20 protein-coding genes are annotated in these 18,386 nt (G+C 74.8%); 7 read left to right on the top strand and 13 right to left on the bottom strand.

The genetic code is table 11. The features are described 5' to 3' along the window. Positions 1-139: 139 nt before the first annotated feature. From ACWEPF_RS37190 to ACWEPF_RS37180, 3 genes are all read right to left on the bottom strand, one after another. Entirely contained in the window at positions 140-820 is a 681-nt protein-coding gene (locus tag ACWEPF_RS37190) for an HAD family hydrolase (RefSeq protein ID WP_452176105.1), read from the bottom strand. Between the two features lie 96 nt (positions 821-916). Continuing rightward, entirely contained in the window at positions 917-1,336 is a 420-nt protein-coding gene (locus tag ACWEPF_RS37185) for a GlcG/HbpS family heme-binding protein (RefSeq protein WP_452176104.1), read from the bottom strand. Between the two features lie 33 nt (positions 1,337-1,369). Continuing rightward, positions 1,370-2,560 (bottom strand): MFS transporter, encoded by a 1,191-nt coding sequence (locus ACWEPF_RS37180; RefSeq protein WP_452176103.1) that lies wholly within the window; start codon positions 2,558-2,560, stop codon positions 1,370-1,372. A gap of 195 nt (positions 2,561-2,755) precedes the next feature. Here ACWEPF_RS37180 and ACWEPF_RS37175 point away from each other — a divergent pair, with 195 nt between their 5' ends. Both ACWEPF_RS37175 and ACWEPF_RS37170 read left to right on the top strand, forming a co-directional pair. Then, complete coding sequence (locus tag ACWEPF_RS37175) at positions 2,756-3,226, top strand: MarR family winged helix-turn-helix transcriptional regulator (RefSeq protein ID WP_452176102.1); 471 nt, start codon at positions 2,756-2,758, stop codon at positions 3,224-3,226. A gap of 115 nt (positions 3,227-3,341) precedes the next feature. Next, entirely contained in the window at positions 3,342-4,331 is a 990-nt protein-coding gene (locus tag ACWEPF_RS37170) for a DUF389 domain-containing protein (protein ID WP_452176101.1), read from the top strand. Between the two features lie 33 nt (positions 4,332-4,364). On the opposite strand, the gene ACWEPF_RS37165 is transcribed toward ACWEPF_RS37170, so the two are convergent. After that, positions 4,365-5,903 carry a PP2C family protein-serine/threonine phosphatase gene (locus ACWEPF_RS37165; protein WP_452176100.1) on the bottom strand — a complete coding sequence of 513 codons (1,539 nt, stop codon included), beginning with the start codon at positions 5,901-5,903 and terminating at the stop codon, positions 4,365-4,367. Between the two features lie 247 nt (positions 5,904-6,150). Here ACWEPF_RS37165 and ACWEPF_RS37160 point away from each other — a divergent pair, with 247 nt between their 5' ends. Together ACWEPF_RS37160 and ACWEPF_RS37155 are read left to right on the top strand one after the other, a co-directional pair. Further along, the gene (locus ACWEPF_RS37160) at positions 6,151-6,924 is read left to right on the top strand and encodes a class I SAM-dependent methyltransferase (RefSeq protein ID WP_452176099.1); all 774 of its coding nucleotides are present in this window, start codon (positions 6,151-6,153) and stop codon (positions 6,922-6,924) included. A gap of 74 nt (positions 6,925-6,998) precedes the next feature. Next, positions 6,999-7,472: a hypothetical protein gene (locus tag ACWEPF_RS37155; protein WP_452176098.1), complete on the top strand. Its 474-nt coding sequence runs from the start codon at positions 6,999-7,001 to the stop codon at positions 7,470-7,472. A 37-nt stretch (positions 7,473-7,509) separates the two neighbouring features. On the opposite strand, the gene ACWEPF_RS37150 is transcribed toward ACWEPF_RS37155, so the two are convergent. The 4 genes from ACWEPF_RS37150 to ACWEPF_RS37135 form a co-directional block, all read right to left on the bottom strand. Next, a complete protein-coding gene (locus ACWEPF_RS37150) occupies positions 7,510-8,148 on the bottom strand; it encodes a hypothetical protein (protein ID WP_452176097.1) in 639 nt (212 codons plus the stop codon). Beyond that, the gene (locus ACWEPF_RS37145) at positions 8,145-9,392 is read right to left on the bottom strand and encodes a 2-isopropylmalate synthase (protein ID WP_452176096.1); all 1,248 of its coding nucleotides are present in this window, start codon (positions 9,390-9,392) and stop codon (positions 8,145-8,147) included. The genes ACWEPF_RS37150 and ACWEPF_RS37145 overlap by 4 nt, the downstream gene beginning before the upstream one ends. A gap of 109 nt (positions 9,393-9,501) precedes the next feature. Further along, positions 9,502-10,008, bottom strand: coding sequence for a hemerythrin domain-containing protein (locus tag ACWEPF_RS37140; protein ID WP_452176095.1), 507 nt, complete (start codon positions 10,006-10,008; stop codon positions 9,502-9,504). Between the two features lie 52 nt (positions 10,009-10,060). Next, on the bottom strand, positions 10,061-10,309 hold the full coding sequence (locus ACWEPF_RS37135) for a hypothetical protein (RefSeq protein ID WP_345279602.1): 249 nt from the start codon (positions 10,307-10,309) through the stop codon (positions 10,061-10,063). 143 nt (positions 10,310-10,452) lie between these two features. On the opposite strand from ACWEPF_RS37135, the gene ACWEPF_RS37130 reads away from it, so the two are divergent. Next, positions 10,453-11,490 (top strand): hypothetical protein, encoded by a 1,038-nt coding sequence (locus tag ACWEPF_RS37130; protein ID WP_452176094.1) that lies wholly within the window; start codon positions 10,453-10,455, stop codon positions 11,488-11,490. Here ACWEPF_RS37130 and ACWEPF_RS37125 read toward each other — a convergent pair. Beyond that, entirely contained in the window at positions 11,459-11,980 is a 522-nt protein-coding gene (locus ACWEPF_RS37125; RefSeq protein ID WP_452176093.1) for a hypothetical protein, read from the bottom strand. The genes ACWEPF_RS37130 and ACWEPF_RS37125 overlap by 32 nt on opposite strands. Positions 11,981-12,227: 247 nt before the next feature. Between ACWEPF_RS37125 and ACWEPF_RS37120 the strand changes: the two genes are divergently transcribed. Then, positions 12,228-13,724 (top strand): SulP family inorganic anion transporter, encoded by a 1,497-nt coding sequence (locus ACWEPF_RS37120; RefSeq protein ID WP_452176092.1) that lies wholly within the window; start codon positions 12,228-12,230, stop codon positions 13,722-13,724. 23 nt (positions 13,725-13,747) lie between these two features. On the opposite strand, the gene ACWEPF_RS37115 is transcribed toward ACWEPF_RS37120, so the two are convergent. From ACWEPF_RS37115 to ACWEPF_RS37100, 4 genes are all read right to left on the bottom strand, one after another. Further along, positions 13,748-14,515 carry an MBL fold metallo-hydrolase gene (locus ACWEPF_RS37115; RefSeq protein ID WP_452176091.1) on the bottom strand — a complete coding sequence of 256 codons (768 nt, stop codon included), beginning with the start codon at positions 14,513-14,515 and terminating at the stop codon, positions 13,748-13,750. A 74-nt stretch (positions 14,516-14,589) separates the two neighbouring features. Further along, positions 14,590-15,597, bottom strand: coding sequence for a GlxA family transcriptional regulator (locus tag ACWEPF_RS37110; protein ID WP_452176090.1), 1,008 nt, complete (start codon positions 15,595-15,597; stop codon positions 14,590-14,592). A 110-nt stretch (positions 15,598-15,707) separates the two neighbouring features. Then, the gene (locus ACWEPF_RS37105; protein ID WP_449795914.1) at positions 15,708-16,073 is read right to left on the bottom strand and encodes a darcynin family protein; all 366 of its coding nucleotides are present in this window, start codon (positions 16,071-16,073) and stop codon (positions 15,708-15,710) included. Further along, positions 16,073-16,966, bottom strand: a complete 894-nt coding sequence (locus ACWEPF_RS37100; protein ID WP_452176089.1) for an NAD(P)H-binding protein — start codon at positions 16,964-16,966, stop codon at positions 16,073-16,075. The genes ACWEPF_RS37105 and ACWEPF_RS37100 overlap by 1 nt, the downstream gene beginning before the upstream one ends. Before the next feature lie 108 nt (positions 16,967-17,074). On the opposite strand from ACWEPF_RS37100, the gene ACWEPF_RS37095 reads away from it, so the two are divergent. Continuing rightward, positions 17,075-18,022 (top strand): LysR family transcriptional regulator, encoded by a 948-nt coding sequence (locus tag ACWEPF_RS37095; protein WP_452176088.1) that lies wholly within the window; start codon positions 17,075-17,077, stop codon positions 18,020-18,022. Positions 18,023-18,386: the final 364 nt, after the last annotated feature.

The following is an 18,386-nucleotide window of genomic DNA, read 5'->3' as shown; positions in this document are numbered from 1 at the left end:
GTCGAACCGGCCGATCATCCCGGGGACGGCGAAGAGCAGCTCCTTGTAGAGCCAGTTGTTGAACTCGCCCAGCTCGGCGCCGCGCTGCTGGCGCCCCGTCGGCGGGACCGAGCGGCGTGACGGCGGCTCGGCCGGCCGGTCAGTCCGCCGCCCGGCCGGCCGCCGCGACCAATGCGGGGAGCTCGCGCATGTCGGTGAAGACCGTGGTGCCCGGGCCTTCCAGCCAGGCGGCCGGGGTGAGGCCGCCCGCGTAGCCGAGGGAGCGCATGCCGGCCGCGCGGGCGGCGGCGACGCCGAAGCGGCTGTCCTCCACCACCAGGCAGCGGCCGGGCGGTACGCCCAGGGTGGCGGCGGCGTGCAGGAAGAGGTCGGGGGCGGGCTTGCCGTTCGCCACCTCGCTCGCGCTGAAGATCCGGCCCTCGAAGCGGTGGTGCAGGCCGACCTGGCCGAGGGTCCTGCGCAGGCGCGGGTGGCTGCTGCTGGAGGCCACGCAGGTCGGCAGCGCGATCGCGTCCAGGGCCGCCTCTATGCCGTCCACGGGCGTCAGTTCGGTGGCGAAGGCCTCGTCGTAGAGCGGCTGGAACTCCGCGTCCCATCCCTCCGGCAGCGCCCGGCCGAGGTGCGCCTCGATCTCCGAGGTCATGTACGCGTGCGAGCGGCCGACGAACCGGTGGACGATCTCCTCCTCGCTCAACTCCCAGCCGAGCGCGGCCAGTACCACCGCGTCCACCCGCACCGCGAGGCGTTCGCTGTCCAGCAGGACGCCGTCGCAGTCGAAGACGACGAGCTCGATCGGGCCGTGCGAGGGTTCGATGATCATCGGCGCAGTGTACCGAGCGGGTGCCGTGCCCCGGAGGCCGGACGCGGCGCGGCCCCGCAGCGCGGGGGCTGCGGGGCCGGGCGGGGTGACGGGGGCTCAGAGGGCGGCGAGGGCCGTGGTCGCGAAGGCGTGGTCCTGGGCGGGGGCGCCGCCGCCGACGCCGAGGGCGCCGATGAGGTGGCCGTCGCGGTCGTGGACGGGGACGCCGCCGGCGATGAAGAGGAGGGGGCGGTCGAGGGCGGTGGTGAGGGAGTGGAACGGGCCCTCGGGCTTGACCAGGTCCACCAGGTCGGCGGTGGGGGCGTTCAGCTGGAGGGCGGTGTAGGCCTTGCGGGTGCTGGTCTCGCCGGAGATCAGGACGGCGCGGTCGTCGCGGCGGTAGGCGAGCAGGTGCCCGCCCGCGTCCAGGACGGTGATGCTGACGGCGACTCCGGCGGCCTCGGCGGCGGCCCGGGCGGCGGCGACCAGGGTCTCGGCGGCGGCAGTGGTCAGCGGGGTGACGGTGGTGGTGCTCATGGTGCTTCCTTCGGGTTGCGGGGTGACGCTTCGTCAGTGGTGGACGAGGGCGGGGGTGGGTACGGGGGCGGAGGCGGCCGGGGCGCGGCGCTCCAGGGCGGCGGACCAGAGGGCCAGCACCAGCGCGGCGGCGGCGAGCAGGGCGCCCACCCAGTTGGGGGCGGTGTAGCCGAGGCCGGCCGAGATGACCGTGCCGCCGAGCCAGGCGGCCAGCGCGTTGCCGAGGTTGAAGGCGCCGATGTTGACGGCGGAGGCCAGGGTGGGGGCGCCGTGGGCCTGGTCCAGGACGCGCTTCTGCAGCGGCGGGACGGTGGCGAAGCCGAGGGCGCCGACCAGCAGGACGGTGACGGCGGCCAGGACCTTGCTGTGCGCGGTGAGGGTGAAGAGGGCGAGCACGACCGATAGGCCGCCGAGGGTGGTGTAGAGCATCGGCATCAGCTTGCGGTCGGCGTAGCGGCCGCCGAGCAGGTTGCCGAGGAACATCCCGACGCCGAACAGGACCAGCAGCCAGGTGACCGAGCCCTCGGAGTAGCCGGCCACGTTGGTCATCATGGGCGCGATGTAGGTGATGGCGGCGAAGACCCCGCCGAAGCCGAGCACGGTCATCGCCATCGCGAGCAGCACCTGCGGGTTGCGGAAGGCCGTCAGCTCGCGGCGCAGGTGGGCGCCCTCGGGGCGCGGGGTGGCGGGGACCAGGCGGGCGATGCCGAGCAGGCCGGCCGCGCCGAGCACGGCGACCCCGGCGAAGGTGGCCCGCCAGCCGACGGCCTGGCCGATGAAGGTGCCGAGCGGGACGCCGACGATGTTGGCCACCGTCAGACCGGTGAACATGGTGGCGATGGCGCCGGCCTTCTTCTCGGGGGCGACCAGTTCGGCGGCGACCACCGAGCCGATGCCGAAGAACGCGCCGTGGGCGAGCGAGGTGACGATCCGGCCGGCCAGCATCAGCGGGAAGGTGGGGGCGGCGGCGGAGAGCAGGTTGCCCACCACGAACAGGCCCATCAGCAGCATCAGCATGGTCTTGCGGCTGATCCGGGTGCCGAGCGCGGTCATCAACGGGGCGCCGACCACGACGCCGAGGGCGTAGCCGGTGACCAGCAGGCCGGCGCTGGGGATGGTGACGCCGTAGTCGGCGGCGATCTGCGGCAGCAGACCCATGATCACGAACTCGGTGGTCCCGATGCCGAATGCCCCGATGGCCAGGGCGAGGAGCGCGAGAGGCATGGCTGCCCTCCGTACGGTTGTTGCTTGTGCGCCTTACGTGCTTCGACAATAGTTGCAGGCGCGGGCAATCGGCAAATGCGGGCATCGCGCCGAAGGTGGGGAAGTGCTTGCAGGGGCCTCCTACCGGCTCGGGCCGGTAGCGCCCTCGGGGCCGTATCCTGGGGGCTGATCCCGCAGACGGAAGGAGACCGGCCGATGACCGCCACCGACCCCGCGCTGACCGCCCTCGCCAACGGGTGGGGTGCCCTCTACGTGCTCTACGGCCGGATCGAGGCGCACGTCGAGCGCGCCCTCCAGGCCGAGCACGAGCTGAGCGTGCGCGAGTACTCCCTGCTCGACGTGCTCAGCCGCCAGCACGACGGCGAGGGCGGGCACCTGCAGATGAAGCAGGTGGCCGACGCGGTCGTGCTCAGCCAGAGCGCCACCACCCGCCTGGTGACCAGGCTGGAGGACCGCGGCCTGCTCGCCCGCTACCTCTGCCCCACCGACCGCCGGGGCATCTACACCAACGTCAGCGAGGACGGCCTCAAACTCCTGGAAGAGGCCCGCCCGACCAACGAGCGCGCCCTCCGCGAGGTCCTCGAAGAGGCGGCCCGCAACCCCGAGCTCGCCCCCCTGGTCGCAGCCGTCGAGGCCGTCAAGCCCCCGGTCCCGCTGCACTCCTGACGGCCCGTCGGTTCGCCGCCCCCGGCCGGTCCGCTCCGCCGTGGGACGGCTCCGGACGGGTGGCGTTCCGGCCGATCCGGTGGTGGAGCGGCGCGTGCCGGCGCATGTATGACGGATGCTCGACGGACTGCGCAGCCTGGTGCTGCCCGCTCATCAGCGCCGGTCGCTGGACGACCTGGCGGAGGACCTCGACCTGTCCTTCGGCGACGTGGGGGCCAAGCGCTCGGCGTTCTGGACCATGTTGCTGCTCTCGGCGGTGATCGCCGCCGGGGGTGTGCTCACGGACTCCACGGCCACCGTGATCGGCGCGATGATCATCGCTCCGCTCTCCACGCCGATCATGGGAATCGCCCTCGGCGCGGTGCGCAGACGCGGCGGGTCGGCCGGGAGGTTCGTGCTCGGCGGGGCGCTGCTGGTGGTGGCGGTCGGGGCGCTGGCCTCGCTGGTGGTGCCGGCCTCCTACGACCTGCTGTCGGACAGTCAGGTGGCGGGCCGCACCTCGCCCGGGCTGCTGGACCTGCTGGCGGCCCTGGCCACCGGCTTCGCCGGGGCGGTCGCGTTGGCCCGCAAGGACGTGGCCGCCGTGCTGCCGGGGGTGGCCATCGCGATCTCCCTGGTCCCGCCGCTGGTGGTGGTCGGGGTCTGTGCCGGGCAGGGGGCCTGGTGGCTCTCGCTCGGAGCCCTGGTGCTCTTCCTCTCCAACCTGCTGGCGCTGGTCTTCGCCGGGATGGTGGTCTTCGCCGCCCTGGACGGCACGGAGGCGGGAGGAGGGCCGCGGCGCCGGGGCTACCTGACGGTGGGTGCGCTGTTCGCCGCCGTCGGGCTGATGCTCGGGGCCAGCACCGCCGGGACGGTCCTGGTGCACCTGTGGACCGTACGGACCGCGGACGCGGCGGCCGAGTGGCTCGCGGACACCCCGCAGGCGCAGGTGGTGGACACCCAGGCCCACTGGCGCACGCTCTACGTCACCGTGCGCACCCCGGACCCGCTCCCGCCGGTGGACCGACTGCTCGCGGCCCTGGACGGCGAGGTGCCGGACGGCGTCCCGGTCGTCGTCACCACCACCGAGGGCCGCCGGATCGAGGCCGGCCGGGTCGGGGACTGACCGCTGCTCCTCGCTGCCGGGGCTGAGCCGCCGTCAGGCGGCCGGTGCGGCGGGCCGGGTGGCGACCAGGAGGCTGATGTCGTCCCGCTGCCAGTCGACGCCGAAGCCCTCCGCGGCCCGGTAGAGCGCCCGGGTGACGTCGAGGGGTTCGCGCTCGGGGGCGGACAGGCCGCTGAGGAGGGCGGCCACCCGGTGTTCGCCGAACTCCTCGCCGTCCGCCCGGCGGCCCTCGGTCAGGCCGTCGGTGCACAGGGTCAGCAGGTCGCCGGGGTGCAGCTCGGTGGTGGCGGTGTGCCAGGTCCCCGGCGCGGGCTCCAGGAGCGGGTGGATCAGCGGGCCGGTGGTGGCCAGCCGCTCCACGGTGCCGTCGGCACGGAGCAGGAAGGGCTCCCCGTGGCCCGCGTTCACCCAGCTCAGGGTGGACGCGGCCGGGTCGAGCACGGCCAGCGCGAGGGTGGAGAAGCGCTCGTCCTCGCCGCAGAGCGCCTGCCAGGCCGCCCGGACCGTGGTGTCCAGGTCCCGGCCCAGCCGCAGGCCCACCTCGACCACGGTCTTGAGCCGGACGGCCAGCAGGCCGGCCTCGATGCCGTGGCCGGAGACGTCGCCGAGGAAGACGGCGGTGGCACCGCCCGGCATCGGGAGCACGCCGAGCCAGTCCCCGGCGATCAGACCCTCGGCGGCCACGATGTCACCGTGTGCCCGCACGCCGGGCCCCGGCCGTTCGCCGGAGACCAGGATCTGACGCAGGCCCAGGGAGGTGGCCGCGTCCCGCTCCAGGGCCTCGCGGTCGCGCCGGGCGGCCCTGTCGGACTCGCGCTGCCGCTGCCTGGCCCCCTCGGCGCCGAGCCAGGCACCGGCCATCCACCCGGTGTGCCGCCGCGGGGCCCGGCGCGGCTGCTCGGTGCCTTCGCCCGCCGAGCGCCGCAGGTAGCTCTCCAGCTCGCCGAGCGGCACCAGCATCCGCCGCCACACCAGGGCGAGCACGGAGCCCAGGAGGACGAACAGGGCGGCGGCGCAGGCGGAGAGGTTGAGGAGCATCCGGTCACGCCCGGCGGCCGCCCCGGACTGGGCCAGGTCGCTGTCCCGGCGGAGGTCCTTGGAGAGCTGCTGAACCTCGGTCAGCACCCGCTCCGCGTCCGGCGCGGGCGCCGAACCGCGCCACCGCTCGGTCTCCTCGGCCAGCCGGGTGGTCCCGGCCGCCAGTGCCGTCCCCTCGTTGAGGCGGACGAGGACGCCGGCCAGGCGCCGGGCCTGTTCGGCCTGGACGGTGCGGTGCTTCAGCAGTGCGGGCTCCCCGGTGATCCGGTGGTCGCGCTGGGCGGCCTCGCCCAGGTGGACCGTGACGACGAAGTCGTTCAGCAGCCGCCGGGTGGGCAGCAGCCGGGAGTCGAGCTGCGCCGACGAGGAGGCGGCGTCCTCGCGGTGCTCCACGGCGAGCAGGCCGCTGCCGGCGGCCAGTGCGACGGCCAGGCCCAGGCAGGACCAGAGCACGGCCTTGGCGTGGCTGCGACGAGGGGTGGCGGTGCGGTCGGGAAGGTCGGTGCCTCGGGGAGCGGTGGTGCGGCCTCTCACGGGAGTGTTCCTGTCCGGGCGCCCCTGGTGGGGAAGGCTGCGGCTCGCCGAGCCGCAGGGCCGCGGTCCCGTCACGCGGCGACGCCTCCACTTCCACGGTCACAAGAACCGGCCACCGCCCGGAGGGGACCAAGGTCACCCGTCCGCCCGGGATCCCGGGCGGACGGGTGACCTCCGGCCTGTGTGCCGCGGTGCGGCGGTGGTGCCTGCCACGCTTGGCGGACGGGCCGGCAGGTGGAGGGTTCAGGTGGAGTTGCTTCCGGAGATCAGTGACTTCTACGGGCGGGGGGACGAGGCGGGGAGGCTCACCTCGGGGCGGACCACGGGGACCTTGGAGTTGGTGCGGACGAGGGAGTTGCTGGGGGCTCGGTTGCCGAGGGCGCCGGCCGCGGTGCTGGACGTCGGGGGCGGGCCGGGGGCGCATGCGCGGTGGCTGGTGGAGGAGGGCCACCGGGTGGTCGTGGTGGACCCGGTGGAGGGGCACGTACGGCAGGCCAGGGCGCAGGGGCTGACCGCGTGGGTGGGGGACGCGCGCGAGCTGGCGCAGGACGACGGGTCGTTCGACGTGGTGCTGATGCTCGGCCCGCTGTACCACCTGCCGGACGGGGCGGACCGGGAGAGGGCGTGGGCGGAGGCCTGTCGGGTCGTCAGGCCGGGCGGAGTGGTGGCCGCGGCCGGGCTCAACCGGTACGCCAAACTGCTGGACCTGGAGTCCGAGGTGGCCCTGGAGATCGCGGAGACCGGTCTCAGGAGCCGTCCGGACGGACCCACCTCGTACTACCACGACCCGGCGGAGCTGGCGGCCGAGGCACGGCGGGCCGGGCTCGGTGCGATCGCGGTCCACGGGGTGCACGGGCCCCGGTTCGAGGCGCTGCGGGCGGAGGAACGCCGCACCGGGCGAAGCGACTTGGGGGAACGGGCACTGCGGGCGGCGTTGGCCGCCGCGCGGTTCGCGGACCGGCGGCCGGAGTTGGTGGCGGTCTCGCTGCACCTGCTGGTGATCGGGGAGCGGGAGGAGTGAAGTCGGTTTGTAGGACCGGGAATTCACTCCTGTCGGTGCTGGGCCGAGGCGGGCGGGGGTGGTGGACTTCGGGCATGAACCGTTCGAGTGCGATGCGACGTGTGGTGGCGGCTGCCCTGGTGGTGGGCGGATGTCTGGCGGTGGTGCCCGTGCAGGCGGTGGCGGCGCCGTCGGTGAAGGTCGGGATCGGCAGCGAGGTGCGGGCCGGGACACCGGCCGCGCAGCAGGTGCTGACGTTCTTCGAGGAGTACCGGGCGTCCGTGCTGGGGGAGAGCGGGGAGGATCCGCGGGCGGTGCGGGAGCGGTACCTGTTGCCGCAGCTCAACTACCGGCTGGACGCCTGGGCCCGGCAGAACGACGCGGATCCGGTGTTCCGGGCGCAGAACGTGCCGGGGAACTGGCGGGTGCACGAGGAGAAGCAGGAGTACGGCTACGCCTCGGTGCGGCTGACGGAGGTCTGGGGCGAGCAGTCCGACCAGGACGTCTGGTACGCGGTGCGCCTGACGGACCGGAAGATCGCGGAGATCAACGACCAGCCCGCGTTCTGACGGCCTCCAGAAAAGCACGGACGGCCCGGCGGCCCGGTCACCCCGCCGGGCCGTCCAGGTAGGTGCTCCGGACGTGGGCCAGGTAGGCGGCGGGGGAGGCGAAGGGGCGGTCCTGGGCGCCGTGGCGGTGCAGCTCCAGGCGGCCGTCGGCGTGCAGGCGCAGGGTGGTGGTGGCCGCGCGGTCCGAGGGGGGAGCGGCGGAGGCGAGGACGGGGACCTCGGGCGGGAACATCGCCAGCGCCTCGGCGGTGGTGGCGGCCGGCGGCCGGCCGGTGCGGTTGGCGCTGCTGACGTAGAGGACGGGGTGGTCGTCGAGCAGCGGGAGGACGGGCTCCCAGCGGGCGCCGAAGAGCATGGTCCAGCCGTCCCGGGTGGCCGGGGCGAGCCAGCCGGGGGGCTCGGCGAGCAGGGGGAGGAGGAGGGTGACGCGCTCCTCGGCGAGCAGGCGGCGGACCCCGGGGGTGAGGCCGAGGGCGCCGTCGAGGGCGGCGAGGGTGTGCGGGTGGTGGGCCCAGAGCGCGACGGCCTGGTCGGCGGGGCGGCCCTTGGCGGCGTTGACGGCGAGCGGGTCGGTGCCGGCCACCACGTGGGTGAGCGGGGCGGGGTTGGGGAGGACCACGGCGGTGCCCCGGTGGAGGGCGGCGCGGACCGCCTCGGCGGTCTGAGGGACGGTCACTTCGCTGCCTCCCGGGAGCCGTCGGACTGCAGGCCGTCGAGGTAGGCGGCGAATGCCTCGTCCTCCACCACGGCGCGGCCGGTACGGTACACCCTGGCCTTGGCCCAGGCCATCGCCGTCCGGGCCCGCTCCTCGTCGAGGTGGTGGCCGAGGCGGGTGGCGACGGCCTGGACGACGCGGGCGTTGGCGAGATGGGTAAGCACCACGTGCGGGGCGGTGCCGAGCACCCGCTCGTGGTCGTAGGGCTGGAAGAGCTGCGGGTCCACGAACGGCGTGCCCGTGGAGATGGTGCCGACACCGGTGCCGACCACCGGCATGGTGACCGTCAGGGGGTGGCCGGTGTGCTCGGCGACCGCCCGGGCCAGCCGGGGCAGGGCGGTCAGGTCGGGGGCGGTCCACCAGGCGGGGGCGTCGGTGCCCAGCAGGGTGGCCGCACGGGCCGGGTCGTGGGCGAGGAGCAGCAGGAGCTGCTCGGTCGCGGGCAGTCCGCTGCGTTCGGCGAGGCCGAGCCAGGAGGCGGAGACCACCCGGACGCCGGTGCGCAGCGCCTCCACCGTGTTGGCCAGGCCGAGGCCGAGGTCGTTGTGGAGGTGGGTGGCGAGCACCACGTCCGGGCCCGCCCCGGCCGCGACAGCGGTGAACATCTCCGAGGCCTCGGTGGGGAGTTGGCGTCCCACGGTATCGGCCAGCACCACCGTGGACGCGCCCGCCGCCGTCAACTCGCCCGCCTGGGCGGCCATCAGGGCGTGGTCGGCCCGCGCGGCGTCCGCGAAGCACAGGTCGACGGCCACGGAGGCGTCCACGTCCCGGGCCTGCTTGACCAGTTCGGCCGCCGACTCCAGCGCGGTGCGGGCGGACCGGCGGGTCATCACCTGTGCCATCGCCTCGGAGGCGGGGACCACCACCATGACCCGGGCGTGCGCGCTGCCCCGGACCGAGGCGACGGCCTGCCGCACGTCCGCCGCCCGCCCCCGGCAGACGGCCGCGACGCTCACCGCCCCTTCGGCCTCCGCCGCGACCCGGCGCACCGCCTCGTACTCCTCGCCGCAGACGGCCGGGAACCCGGCGGCGAACACCACGTGCCGGGACCCGTCGGCACCGAACATCCGGCCCTGCTCCACGGCCAGCCGCACCCGGAAGTCCGCCGACATCAGCGTCTTCGCCTGCGCGCCGTCCCGGGCGGACTCCTCCCAGAGCACGACCCGCCCCGCCCGCGCCGACTCCCGTATCAGATCTTGTTCCATGGGCACGCACCCTAGAGCGCCGGTGGCCCGGCCCGGGGCGGAGTGGACGGAACGGGGTCGTACGGCATGGGAATTCGGCGATCCGCTTGCGGGCGAGGGCCCGGGACCGCTAATGGATCATCGGGTGGTCCGGGTGGTCCGGGTGGTCCGGGTGGTCCGGGTGGTCCGGGTGGTGGACGGTCTGCCAGGCGGCCATCGCGGTGTCCCACTGGTCGCCGGTGAGCGCGGTCAGGGCGGCAGGGAAGAGCCCGTCCTCCTCCTTGGCGATGTGGTGGTGCAGCTCCTCGGCCGCCGCGACGAACGCGGCCCGCTGGTCGGGCAGGTGGAGGTCGAGGCGTCCGAGGAAGGCGGCCAGTTCGCGGTGCTCGGCGATCAGCGCCCCGACGTACGCCGCGTACTCCGGATCGCCACCCATCACGCGGAAGAGACCGCGCTCCTCGCCGTCCCAGTGCGCGCGCAGCTCCTCGGCCATCCGGGCCGCCAGCCGCCCGGCCCCGTCGAGGTCGCCCCGCTCCAGCAGGCGGACGGCCTTCCCGGCGAGGTCGGTCACCGACTCGTGCTCGGCGATGAACTCCTTGATCAGCGGGATCTCGCGGCAGCCGCAGTAGTGGCACATGCCCCGATCGTGGCCGCCGCGCGGCCGAGCGGGGCCACGGCGCGCCGGTCGCTCAGAGGACGTTGTGCTGGACGAAGCTGTGCCGGCAGGTGGGGCGTGCGCAGTGGTTGATGTCGGGGGGCGTGCGGGGCTTCCAGGACTCGCAGTCGCAGCGGAAGCAGAAGTCGCCGCCGGTGGGGTCGAAGTCGAGGCCGTCGGCCGCGAGCTTGGCGCGGGCCTCGCGCAGGGCCCGTTCGAGGCGCTCGGCGACTTCGTGGCGGGTCTTGAGCTGGTCGTCGGTCAGTCCGTGCCGGGATGTCATGGTGGACCTCCGTCGAGGCGGTTCGTCTGCCTCCTCCCACTTCAGCACCGCCGGGCACCGGGCGACAGCCGACGGGACGGTCCGCCACGCCGTACGGCTCGGCGAGGACGCCCCGGGCCGGGCCTGCGGACAGAATGGCGCCCGTGAGACTCGACACCGCACGGGCCGCCGCCCGCCACTGGATCACCACCGAGGGCCGATCCCGCTCCGGCTACCTCGGGGCGTACCTGACCGGTTCGACCACCGCACTGCCCGCCGGAGCCGAACTGCCGCAGGGCCCGGGCCTGGACGTCGTGCTCGTCACCGCGGAGGAGGGGGAGGGCCCGCGGCACGACAGGGTCGAGCACCAGGGGGTGCCGCTGGAGGTGACATACCTGCCCCGGGAGCGGATCGACTCCGCCGAACGGGTGCTGACGGACCACCACCTGGCGCCCGGGCTGCGGCACGGCGTGGTGGTCGACGACCCGGGCAGGGTGCTGGGCGGGATCCAGCGGGAGGTCGCGGCGCGGTTCGCCGAGCCGGACCTGGTGCGGGCCCGCTGCCTGAGCGTCCACGAGGAGATCACCACCGGGCTCGGCCACCACGATCCGGCGCTGCCCTGGTACCGGCAGGTGGCCGGCTGGCTCTTCCCGACGGCCGCCACCACCCACCTGGTGCTCGTCGCGGCCCTGCGGGACCCGGCCCTGCGGCTGCGCTACCTGCGCGCCCGCGAGGCCCTCGCCGAGCTCGGCCTCGCCGAACGCTACCCGGAGCTGCTGCGGCTGCTCGGCGCCGAGGACCTGACCCCCGGTCAGGTCCGCCACCACCTCGACACCCTGGCCGTCACCTTCGACGAGACCGTGGCGGCGGCCCGCACCCCCTCCCCGTTCGCCGCCGAGATCTCCCCGCAGGCCCGCCCGGTCGCCGTCGACGCCGCCCACCACCTGGTCGCCCGGGGCGACCACCGCGAGGCGATGTACTGGACGGTGGCCACCTTCGCCCGCTGTCACACCGTGCTGGCCGTCGACGCCCCGGACGCCCACGAACGCCTCACCCCGCACTTCACCGCCGCCGTCGCCGACCTCGGCATCAACACCGCCACCGACCTGACGGCCCGCCGCAAGGCCACCCTCGCGGCGCTGCCCGCCCTGCGGCAGCTGACGGAGCGGATCATCGCGGCGGGAGCGGGATCCGGCGGGTGAGTTCGCGCATGGCGCGGACCGTCGCCTCCGTCGCCTCCTCCGGTGGCGGCTTCGGGCCGGTGCGGTCCCAGTACCAGTCCGTCAGCTCGACGACGGGCGCCAGTTCCTCGCAGACGCCGTACTCCTCGACGACGTGCTCCAGGACGAGGGCCAGACCGTCGCCCGGGTCGAGCCAGCCGTCGGCGACCTCGGCGGCCCACCAGCCGGCCAGGGCCAGGCGGCCCTCCCAGTAGCCCGGCGGGGGGCAGAAGCCGAAGCCGAGCTCGTCCATCACCCGGTCGAACAGGGCCGGGGCCTCGTCGCGTTCGGCACTCATCAGTGCCGCGAGGTGCAGCAGCGAGGGCGTGTAGAGGCCGGCGTCCAGGGCGCGGAGCGCCGCCTCGATCAGGAGGCGCGGCTCCTGGTGCCGGCCGTCCACCCAGGAGTGGGCGATCCGCCGCAGCTCCCGTACCGCCTCCGCCTCGGTGACGGGCACCCCGTTCGTCTCCATGGCGCGCATGCTGCCACGGGGCCCGGGGCAGCCGGTAGCGGATTCCGGGCCGTCAGGGCCGTTGCTTGGTCGCTGACCTGACGGTCTGTCGGGCGGGTTGAGTCGGGTAGCCCTGGGTGCGGCCGGTGGCGCCGGAGGCGGCCGTAGAGTCACCCACTGCCTGCCCGGCCCCGCCGCCGGACCACCCGCACCGCCCCGTCCCGTCCCACCGCGGGGCCGGGCCCGAGCACGACGAGGTGCACCACCCGTGTCTTCCCCCGCCCCCGCCCCGGCCGGCCGCCTGCGCCCCGAGTGGCTGTCGGACCCGAGGGTCTGGCGCACCGAGGTCCTGGCCGGACTGGTCGTCGCGCTGGCCCTGATCCCGGAGGCGATCTCGTTCTCGGTGATCGCCGGGGTCGAGCCGCAGGTCGGTCTGTTCGGCTCCTTCACCATGGCCGTCGTGATCGCCGTGGTCGGCGGACGGCGGGCGATGATCTCGGCCGCCACGGGCGCGGTCGCCCTGGTGATCGCGCCGCTCAACCGGGAGCACGGCCTCGGGTACCTGGTGGCGGCGGTGATCCTGGCCGGGGTGTTCCAGATCGTGCTGGGCGGGCTCGGGGTGGCGAGGCTGATGCGCTTCGTGCCCCGCTCCGTGATGGTCGGCTTCGTCAACTCGCTGGCGATCCTGATCTTCCTGGCCCAGCTCCCGGAGCTGACCCACGTGCCGTGGGCGGTCTACCCTCTGCTGGCGGTGGGGCTCGTACTGATGGTCCTCTCCCCGAAGCTCACCAGGGTGGTCCCGGCGCCGCTGGTCACCGTGGTGGTGCTCACCGCCCTCACCCTCGGCGCCGGGATCGCGGTGCCCACGGTCGGCGACAAGGGCGGGCTGCCGGACTCGCTGCCGCTGCCGGGCCTGCCCGACGTCCCGTTCACCCCGCAGACCCTCGCCACCGTCGCCCCCTACGCGCTGGCGATGGCGCTGGTCGGCCTGCTGGAGTCGCTGATGACCGCCCAGCTGGTGGACGAGCTGACCGACTCCCGGTCGGACAAGACCCGCGAGTCCGTCGGCCAGGGCGTCGCCAACGTCGTCACGGGGCTGTTCGGCGGGATGGGCGGCTGCGCGATGATCGGCCAGACGATGATCAACGTCAAGGTCTCCGGCGCCCGCACCCGGCTCTCCACCTTCCTGGCCGGTGCCTTCCTGATGGTGCTCTGCGTGCTCCTCGGTCCGGTGGTCTCCGAGATCCCGATGGCGGCCCTGGTCGCGGTCATGGTGATGGTCTCGGTCGGCACCTTCGACTGGCACTCCGTCATGCCCGGAACGCTGCGCCGGATGCCGGCCGGGGAGCTCGCCGTCATGGTGGTCACCGTCGTGGTGGTGGTCGCCACCGCCAACCTCGCGGCCGGGGTGGTGGTCGGCTCGCTCACCGCGATGGCGGTCTTCGCCCGCCGGGTGGCCCACCACGCCCGGCTCTCCGCCGTCCGCGACCCGGACGGCGGGCGGGTGGTCTACGCGGTGGACGGCGCGCTCTTCTTCGCCTCGGCCAACGAGCTGCTCACCCGCTTCGACTACGCCGGCGACCCGGACCGGATCACCATCGACCTCAGCCGCGCCCACGTCTGGGACGCCTCCTCGGTCGCCGCCCTGGACGCCGTCACCGCCAGGTACGCGCAGCGCGGCAAGACCGTCGAGCTCACCGGCCTCAACCCCCCGAGCGCCGACCTCCACGCCCGCCTCTCCGGCCAACTGACCCCCGGCCACTGACCGTTCGGCCAAGGTGACAGCCCTCAATCGGCGGCCCGGACCCGCAGGCGGCCGGAGCGCTCCAGGCGGGTGAGGCGGGCGTCCTCGCGTTCGGCCCAGCGGCGGACGCGGTCCGGGTCGAGGGCCGGGCCGTGGCCGACGTGGAGGCGGGTGGGGGAGAGGGCGAGCATCCGGCGGAGGCTGGTGAGGTTCTGGCGGGGGTCGTCGTGGAAGGGTGGGTTGGCGGGGCGGCCGGGGACGAGGCCCATGAAGGAGTTGGCGATCAGGTCGCCGGCCACCAGGTCGCCGTCGCCGGTCAGCACCGAGACGGAACCGGCGGTGTGGCCGGGGGTCGGGACGATCCTGGCGTCGAGCCCGAAGTCCGCCAGGTCGGTCTCGCCGGTGACGGCGAGTGAGGGCTCGAACGGCTCGACGGGGACGTGGAGTTCGCGGCGTCGCGCCATCAGCCGGCCCATCGGGCCGTTGGGCAGGTACGGCTGCCGGGCGCGGCCGGAGCGGTACGGCCCGAGGTCCGCGACGTGGGCGGCGACGGGCGCGCCGGTGAGGCGGTGGAGTTCGGCGGCGGAGCCGAAGTGGTCGATGTGCCCGTGGGTGATGACGATCAACGCCAGGTCGGCCGGGTCCACGCCCTGGGCGGCGATCCGGTCGAGCAGGTGCCGCCCGCGGCCGGGGATGCCCGCGTCCACCAGGACGGGGCGGCGGCCGAGCAGCAGGTGGGCGTTGACGGCGTGTCGGCCGAGCACCGGGATCGGGACGACCTGGGTGCGGGTGGTGCGGGTGGCGCCGGGCATGGCTCTCCTCGGGGGGTGGGCAGGGTGAAGTGCCGCCGTGGGTACGGCGGTTGAAGTGAAGGCGGGGCGGTCGGTCAGAAGCGGCGGCGGTACTCCGCCGGGGTGGTCCCCAGGCGGCGGCGGAAGACCCGGTGCAGGGTCTCGACCGAGCCCAGGCCGCTCTCGGCGGCGACCTCCGGGAGACCGAGGCCGGTCTCCTCGAGCAGTCGGCGGGCGGCCTCCAGCCGGGCCGACTCCACGTAGGCCGCCGGGGTCCGCGAGGTGCGTTCGCGGAACAGGCGGGAGAAGTGGCGCACGCTCAGGTGCAGCCTGGCGGCCAGGGCTTCGGCGGACAGGTCGTCGGTGAGGTGCTCGGCGATCCACCGCCGCAGCCCGTCGATCCGGTCGTCCTCGGCCTCCCGGACGGAGAGCGGGACGCTGAACTGGCTCTGCCCGCCCGGCCGTTTGACGTACATCACCATGGCGCGGGCGGTGGCCAGCGCAAGCTGCTGGCCGTGGTCCTCGGCGACCATCGCCAGCGTCATGTCCAGCCCGGAGGTGACCCCGGCGCAGGTCCACACCCGGCCGTCCCGGACGAAGATCGGATCGGGGTCGACCCGGACCTGCGGGTGGTCGGCGGCCAGCCGGTCGGCGGTCAGCCAGTGGGTGGTGGCCGGCCGTCCGTCGAGCAGGCCGGCCGCGGCCAGCAGGTGTGCCCCCGCGCAGATCGACCCGACCCGCCCGGCGCGGGGCGCCGATCGCCTTACCCAGTCCACCACTTGACGGTCCACCACCGGCACCACGGCGGAGCCGTCGCCGAGCGGCTCGATCGCTCCGGCGACCAGCAGGGTGTCGAGTGGTCCGCGCACCTCGTCCAGGCGCAGGTCGGCCAGCAGCCGGACCCCGCTGGAGGTGGTCAGCGGCCCGCCGTCGGCGGTGGCCACCCGTACCTGGTACGCGGCCCCGGTGGGCCCGGCGCCTTCGGTGGGCCCGGCGCCGCCGGTGAGCCGCGAGGCGACGGAGAAGACCTCGGCGGGGCCGGTGACGTCGAGGAGTTCGACCCCGGGGAAGGCGGCGATCACCACACGGTGCGGAGCGGGCATGCCCCGATCCTGCCGCCCGCCGCCCGATGTCCGCAATGACGGGCTTCTGGCACATCCGGCCATGGTCCGCAGGCGGCGCAGGCGGCGTGGGCGGCACGGGTGCTGCGGGCTCAGGTGGTGATCGTGGCCACCGGGGCGAGCCCGTAGGTGCGGGCGTAGCCGTTCTCGGTGCCGACCAGGAGGTCCACGACCTCGAAGTAGCGGTCCCAGAACGGGGTTTCGCGCAGCGCGTCGACCAGGAGCTGGTACGCGTGGTGGTCGTCGGCCTCCCAGACCCAGACGTCGGTGACCCGGGAGGAGTAGAACTCGGTGTCGTAGAAGCGGGAGCGGACACCGGTGGTCCGCGCCTCGATGGCGGGCAGGACCTGGGTGGTGAAGGCGTGCAGCCGTTCCTCGACGGTCAGGGCGAGCCACTCCGGCGTGGTCTTGAGCAGCATGAACGCCGTGACCGGGGTGGTGTTCGGGTGAGTGGTCATCAGGAGGCCTCCAGGACGGTGGGTGCGAGGGTGTCGGTGCACCACTGGGCGAAGGAGAGGGTGGAGGCGGCGGAGGGGGAGCGGACGGCGCCGGCGTCCAGGCCGGCGTCCTTGGCGCGCTTCATCTCGACCACGCCCCGGACGAAGTCCTCGTCCAGGCCGTAGCCGGCCAGGGCGGCGTGCAACTCCCCGTAGGGCTGGTGCTCGTAGCGGACCGGGCGGCCGAGCCGTTCGGTCAGGATCCGGGCCCGGTCGAGCGGGGAGAGGTCGTCCGGGCCGAGCACCGGGACGCTGCCGGTGCCGCTCCAGGAGCGGTCCAGCAGCAGGGCCGCCGCGGCCGCCGCGATGTCGGCGACCGCGACCAGCGGCGTCTTCAGGTACGGGTCGACCGAGTCGGTGAAGACGCCGCGCTCCACGATCGACGGGACGTCCTCCAGCAGGTTCTCGTAGAAGGAAGGACAGGCCAGGGCGCGGTAGTTGACGCCGGACGCGCCGATCAGGTCGTCCATCGCGAGGGAGGCGGTGACCAGGCCCGCCCGGTCGGCGAGCGGGGTGCCCCGGCCGAGGGCCGAGACCCCGACCACGTGCCCGACGCCGTGGGCGGCGAGGGCGCCGACGGCGGGTCGGGTGAAGCCGGCGTAGGCCTCCTCCGGGGTGCGGGAGCCGTCCGGCGGGACCAGCCAGAAGACGGCGTCCGCCCCCTCGAAGGCCCGGTCCAGGACGGTGCGGTCCCCGTGCGAGCCGGTGACCACCTCGACCCGGCCGTGCGCGGCGGCGGGCAGGCGGGCGGGGTCGCGGACGACCACCCGCACCTTCTCCTCGACGGCGGGTGCCAGGAGGAGGGGGAGCAGGTGGCGGCCGATGTTCCCGGTGGGCGCAGTGATGACGATCATGAAAACCTCGTGGGTCGGTTGGTGCCGGTCGGTACGCCCTTCATCCTGCTGAGGCGCGAGGTGCTGCCACAATGGGAATCCCAGCACACGATCATTGCCCGGAACGGAATGATGCAGGTGAACGGCGTCTCCCCGGCCCTCGATGCCAACCTCGCCGTCGCCCTGGACGCCCTACTCGCCGAGCAGAGCGTGACCAGGGCGGCCGCGCGGCTGCACACCTCGCCCGCCGCGATGAGCCGCACCCTGGCCCGACTGCGCCGCGTCCTCCAGGACCCCCTGCTCGTCCGGGCCGGGCAGACCATGGTCCCCACCCCACGGGCGCAGGAGCTGCGGGAGGAGGCCGCCGCCGTGGTCCGCAGCCTGGCCGCGCTGCTCAGCCCGGGCACGGGCGTCGACCCGGCCGGGCTGCGCAACACCTTCACCCTCCAGGCCGCCGACCTGGTCGGCTCGGCGCTCGCTCCCGGGCTGCTGCGGCTCGCCGGGCGGGAGGCGCCCGGGGTCTCCTTCCGGGTCCTGGCCGAGGAGTTGGAGGCCGGGCCCGCCCTGCGCGACGGGCGGATCGACCTGGAGGTGGGATCGATCGACCACGTCGATCCGGAGACCCGGGTGGAGGAGCTGGCCGAGCTCCGGATGGTGGCGGCCGTCCGGCCCGGACATCCGCTGCTCGAAGGGGAGTTGACCCCGGCCCGGCTGGCCGCCGCGGAGCACGTGGCGGTCAGCCGGCGCGGCCGCTTCGGCGGGCCGCTCGACACGGCCCTGGCCGAGCGGGGCCTGCGGCGCAGGGTCGGCGTCGTGCTGCCCGGCCATCTGGCCGCGATGACCCTGGCCGCCCGCAGCGACCTGGTCTGCCTGGTCCCCGCCGCACTCCCCGGCGCCGCCGCCTCTCCCCTCACCCACGACGCCGAGGCCCTCGGGCTCCACCTGCTCGACATCCCGCTGCCGCTCCCGCCCCTGACCATCGGCATGGCCTGGCACCCCCGCCACACCGCTGACGGAGCCCACCACTGGCTCCGCCGCGCCGTCCGGCGCGCGCTGCGCGCGGAGCCGACGGGGTGACGGGAAGGGCGGACCGTGGTGTGAACGGCGTGGTGGAGTCCGCACCGCCCGGTTTTGCGCTGCGCGCGGCGTCAACGGGCTGACGGGAGAGGTGGGTTGTGGCGCGGGCTGTGTCGCGCGCATGTGATCGGCTTAGCCGCGCCACTTGCCGTCCGTGCCGTCCGCTGTTCGACGCTCGGTGCTCGGTGCTCGGCGTCCGGTGTGCGCTGCGCGCAGCGTCAACGGGCCGACCGGTGAGGCGGGCTGTGACTCGGCGAGTGTCGCGCGCATGTGATCGACTCCGCCGCGCCGCTTGCCGTCCGCGCTGCCTGCTGTCCGCCGCCCGGCGCCCGGCGTGCGGGGGGGGCCGGTCGGGAGTGGGGTG

It is taken from the genome of Kitasatospora sp. NPDC004289, assembly GCF_053602875.1.
Note: the sequence above shows the minus strand (reverse complement) of the source record. Positions and strands in the feature narration are given on the sequence as shown.

Coding starts and splice junctions, on each gene's coding strand:
- ACWEPF_RS37115 (WP_452176091.1), bottom strand. CDS start 14,515: ATGCCCGGCGCCACCCGCACCACCCGCACCCAGGTCGTCCCGATCCCG.
- ACWEPF_RS37180 (WP_452176103.1), bottom strand. CDS start 2,560: ATGCCTCTCGCGCTCCTCGCCCTGGCCATCGGGGCATTCGGCATCGGG.
- ACWEPF_RS37140 (WP_452176095.1), bottom strand. CDS start 10,008: ATGTGCCACTACTGCGGCTGCCGCGAGATCCCGCTGATCAAGGAGTTC.
- ACWEPF_RS37095 (WP_452176088.1), top strand. CDS start 17,075: ATGATGCAGGTGAACGGCGTCTCCCCGGCCCTCGATGCCAACCTCGCC.
- ACWEPF_RS37145 (WP_452176096.1), bottom strand. CDS start 9,392: ATGGAACAAGATCTGATACGGGAGTCGGCGCGGGCGGGGCGGGTCGTG.
- ACWEPF_RS37175 (WP_452176102.1), top strand. CDS start 2,756: ATGACCGCCACCGACCCCGCGCTGACCGCCCTCGCCAACGGGTGGGGT.
- ACWEPF_RS37135 (WP_345279602.1), bottom strand. CDS start 10,309: ATGACATCCCGGCACGGACTGACCGACGACCAGCTCAAGACCCGCCAC.
- ACWEPF_RS37155 (WP_452176098.1), top strand. CDS start 6,999: ATGAACCGTTCGAGTGCGATGCGACGTGTGGTGGCGGCTGCCCTGGTG.
- ACWEPF_RS37125 (WP_452176093.1), bottom strand. CDS start 11,980: ATGGAGACGAACGGGGTGCCCGTCACCGAGGCGGAGGCGGTACGGGAG.
- ACWEPF_RS37185 (WP_452176104.1), bottom strand. CDS start 1,336: ATGAGCACCACCACCGTCACCCCGCTGACCACTGCCGCCGCCGAGACC.
- ACWEPF_RS37110 (WP_452176090.1), bottom strand. CDS start 15,597: ATGCCCGCTCCGCACCGTGTGGTGATCGCCGCCTTCCCCGGGGTCGAA.
- ACWEPF_RS37170 (WP_452176101.1), top strand. CDS start 3,342: ATGCTCGACGGACTGCGCAGCCTGGTGCTGCCCGCTCATCAGCGCCGG.
- ACWEPF_RS37100 (WP_452176089.1), bottom strand. CDS start 16,966: ATGATCGTCATCACTGCGCCCACCGGGAACATCGGCCGCCACCTGCTC.
- ACWEPF_RS37190 (WP_452176105.1), bottom strand. CDS start 820: ATGATCATCGAACCCTCGCACGGCCCGATCGAGCTCGTCGTCTTCGAC.
- ACWEPF_RS37105 (WP_449795914.1), bottom strand. CDS start 16,073: ATGACCACTCACCCGAACACCACCCCGGTCACGGCGTTCATGCTGCTC.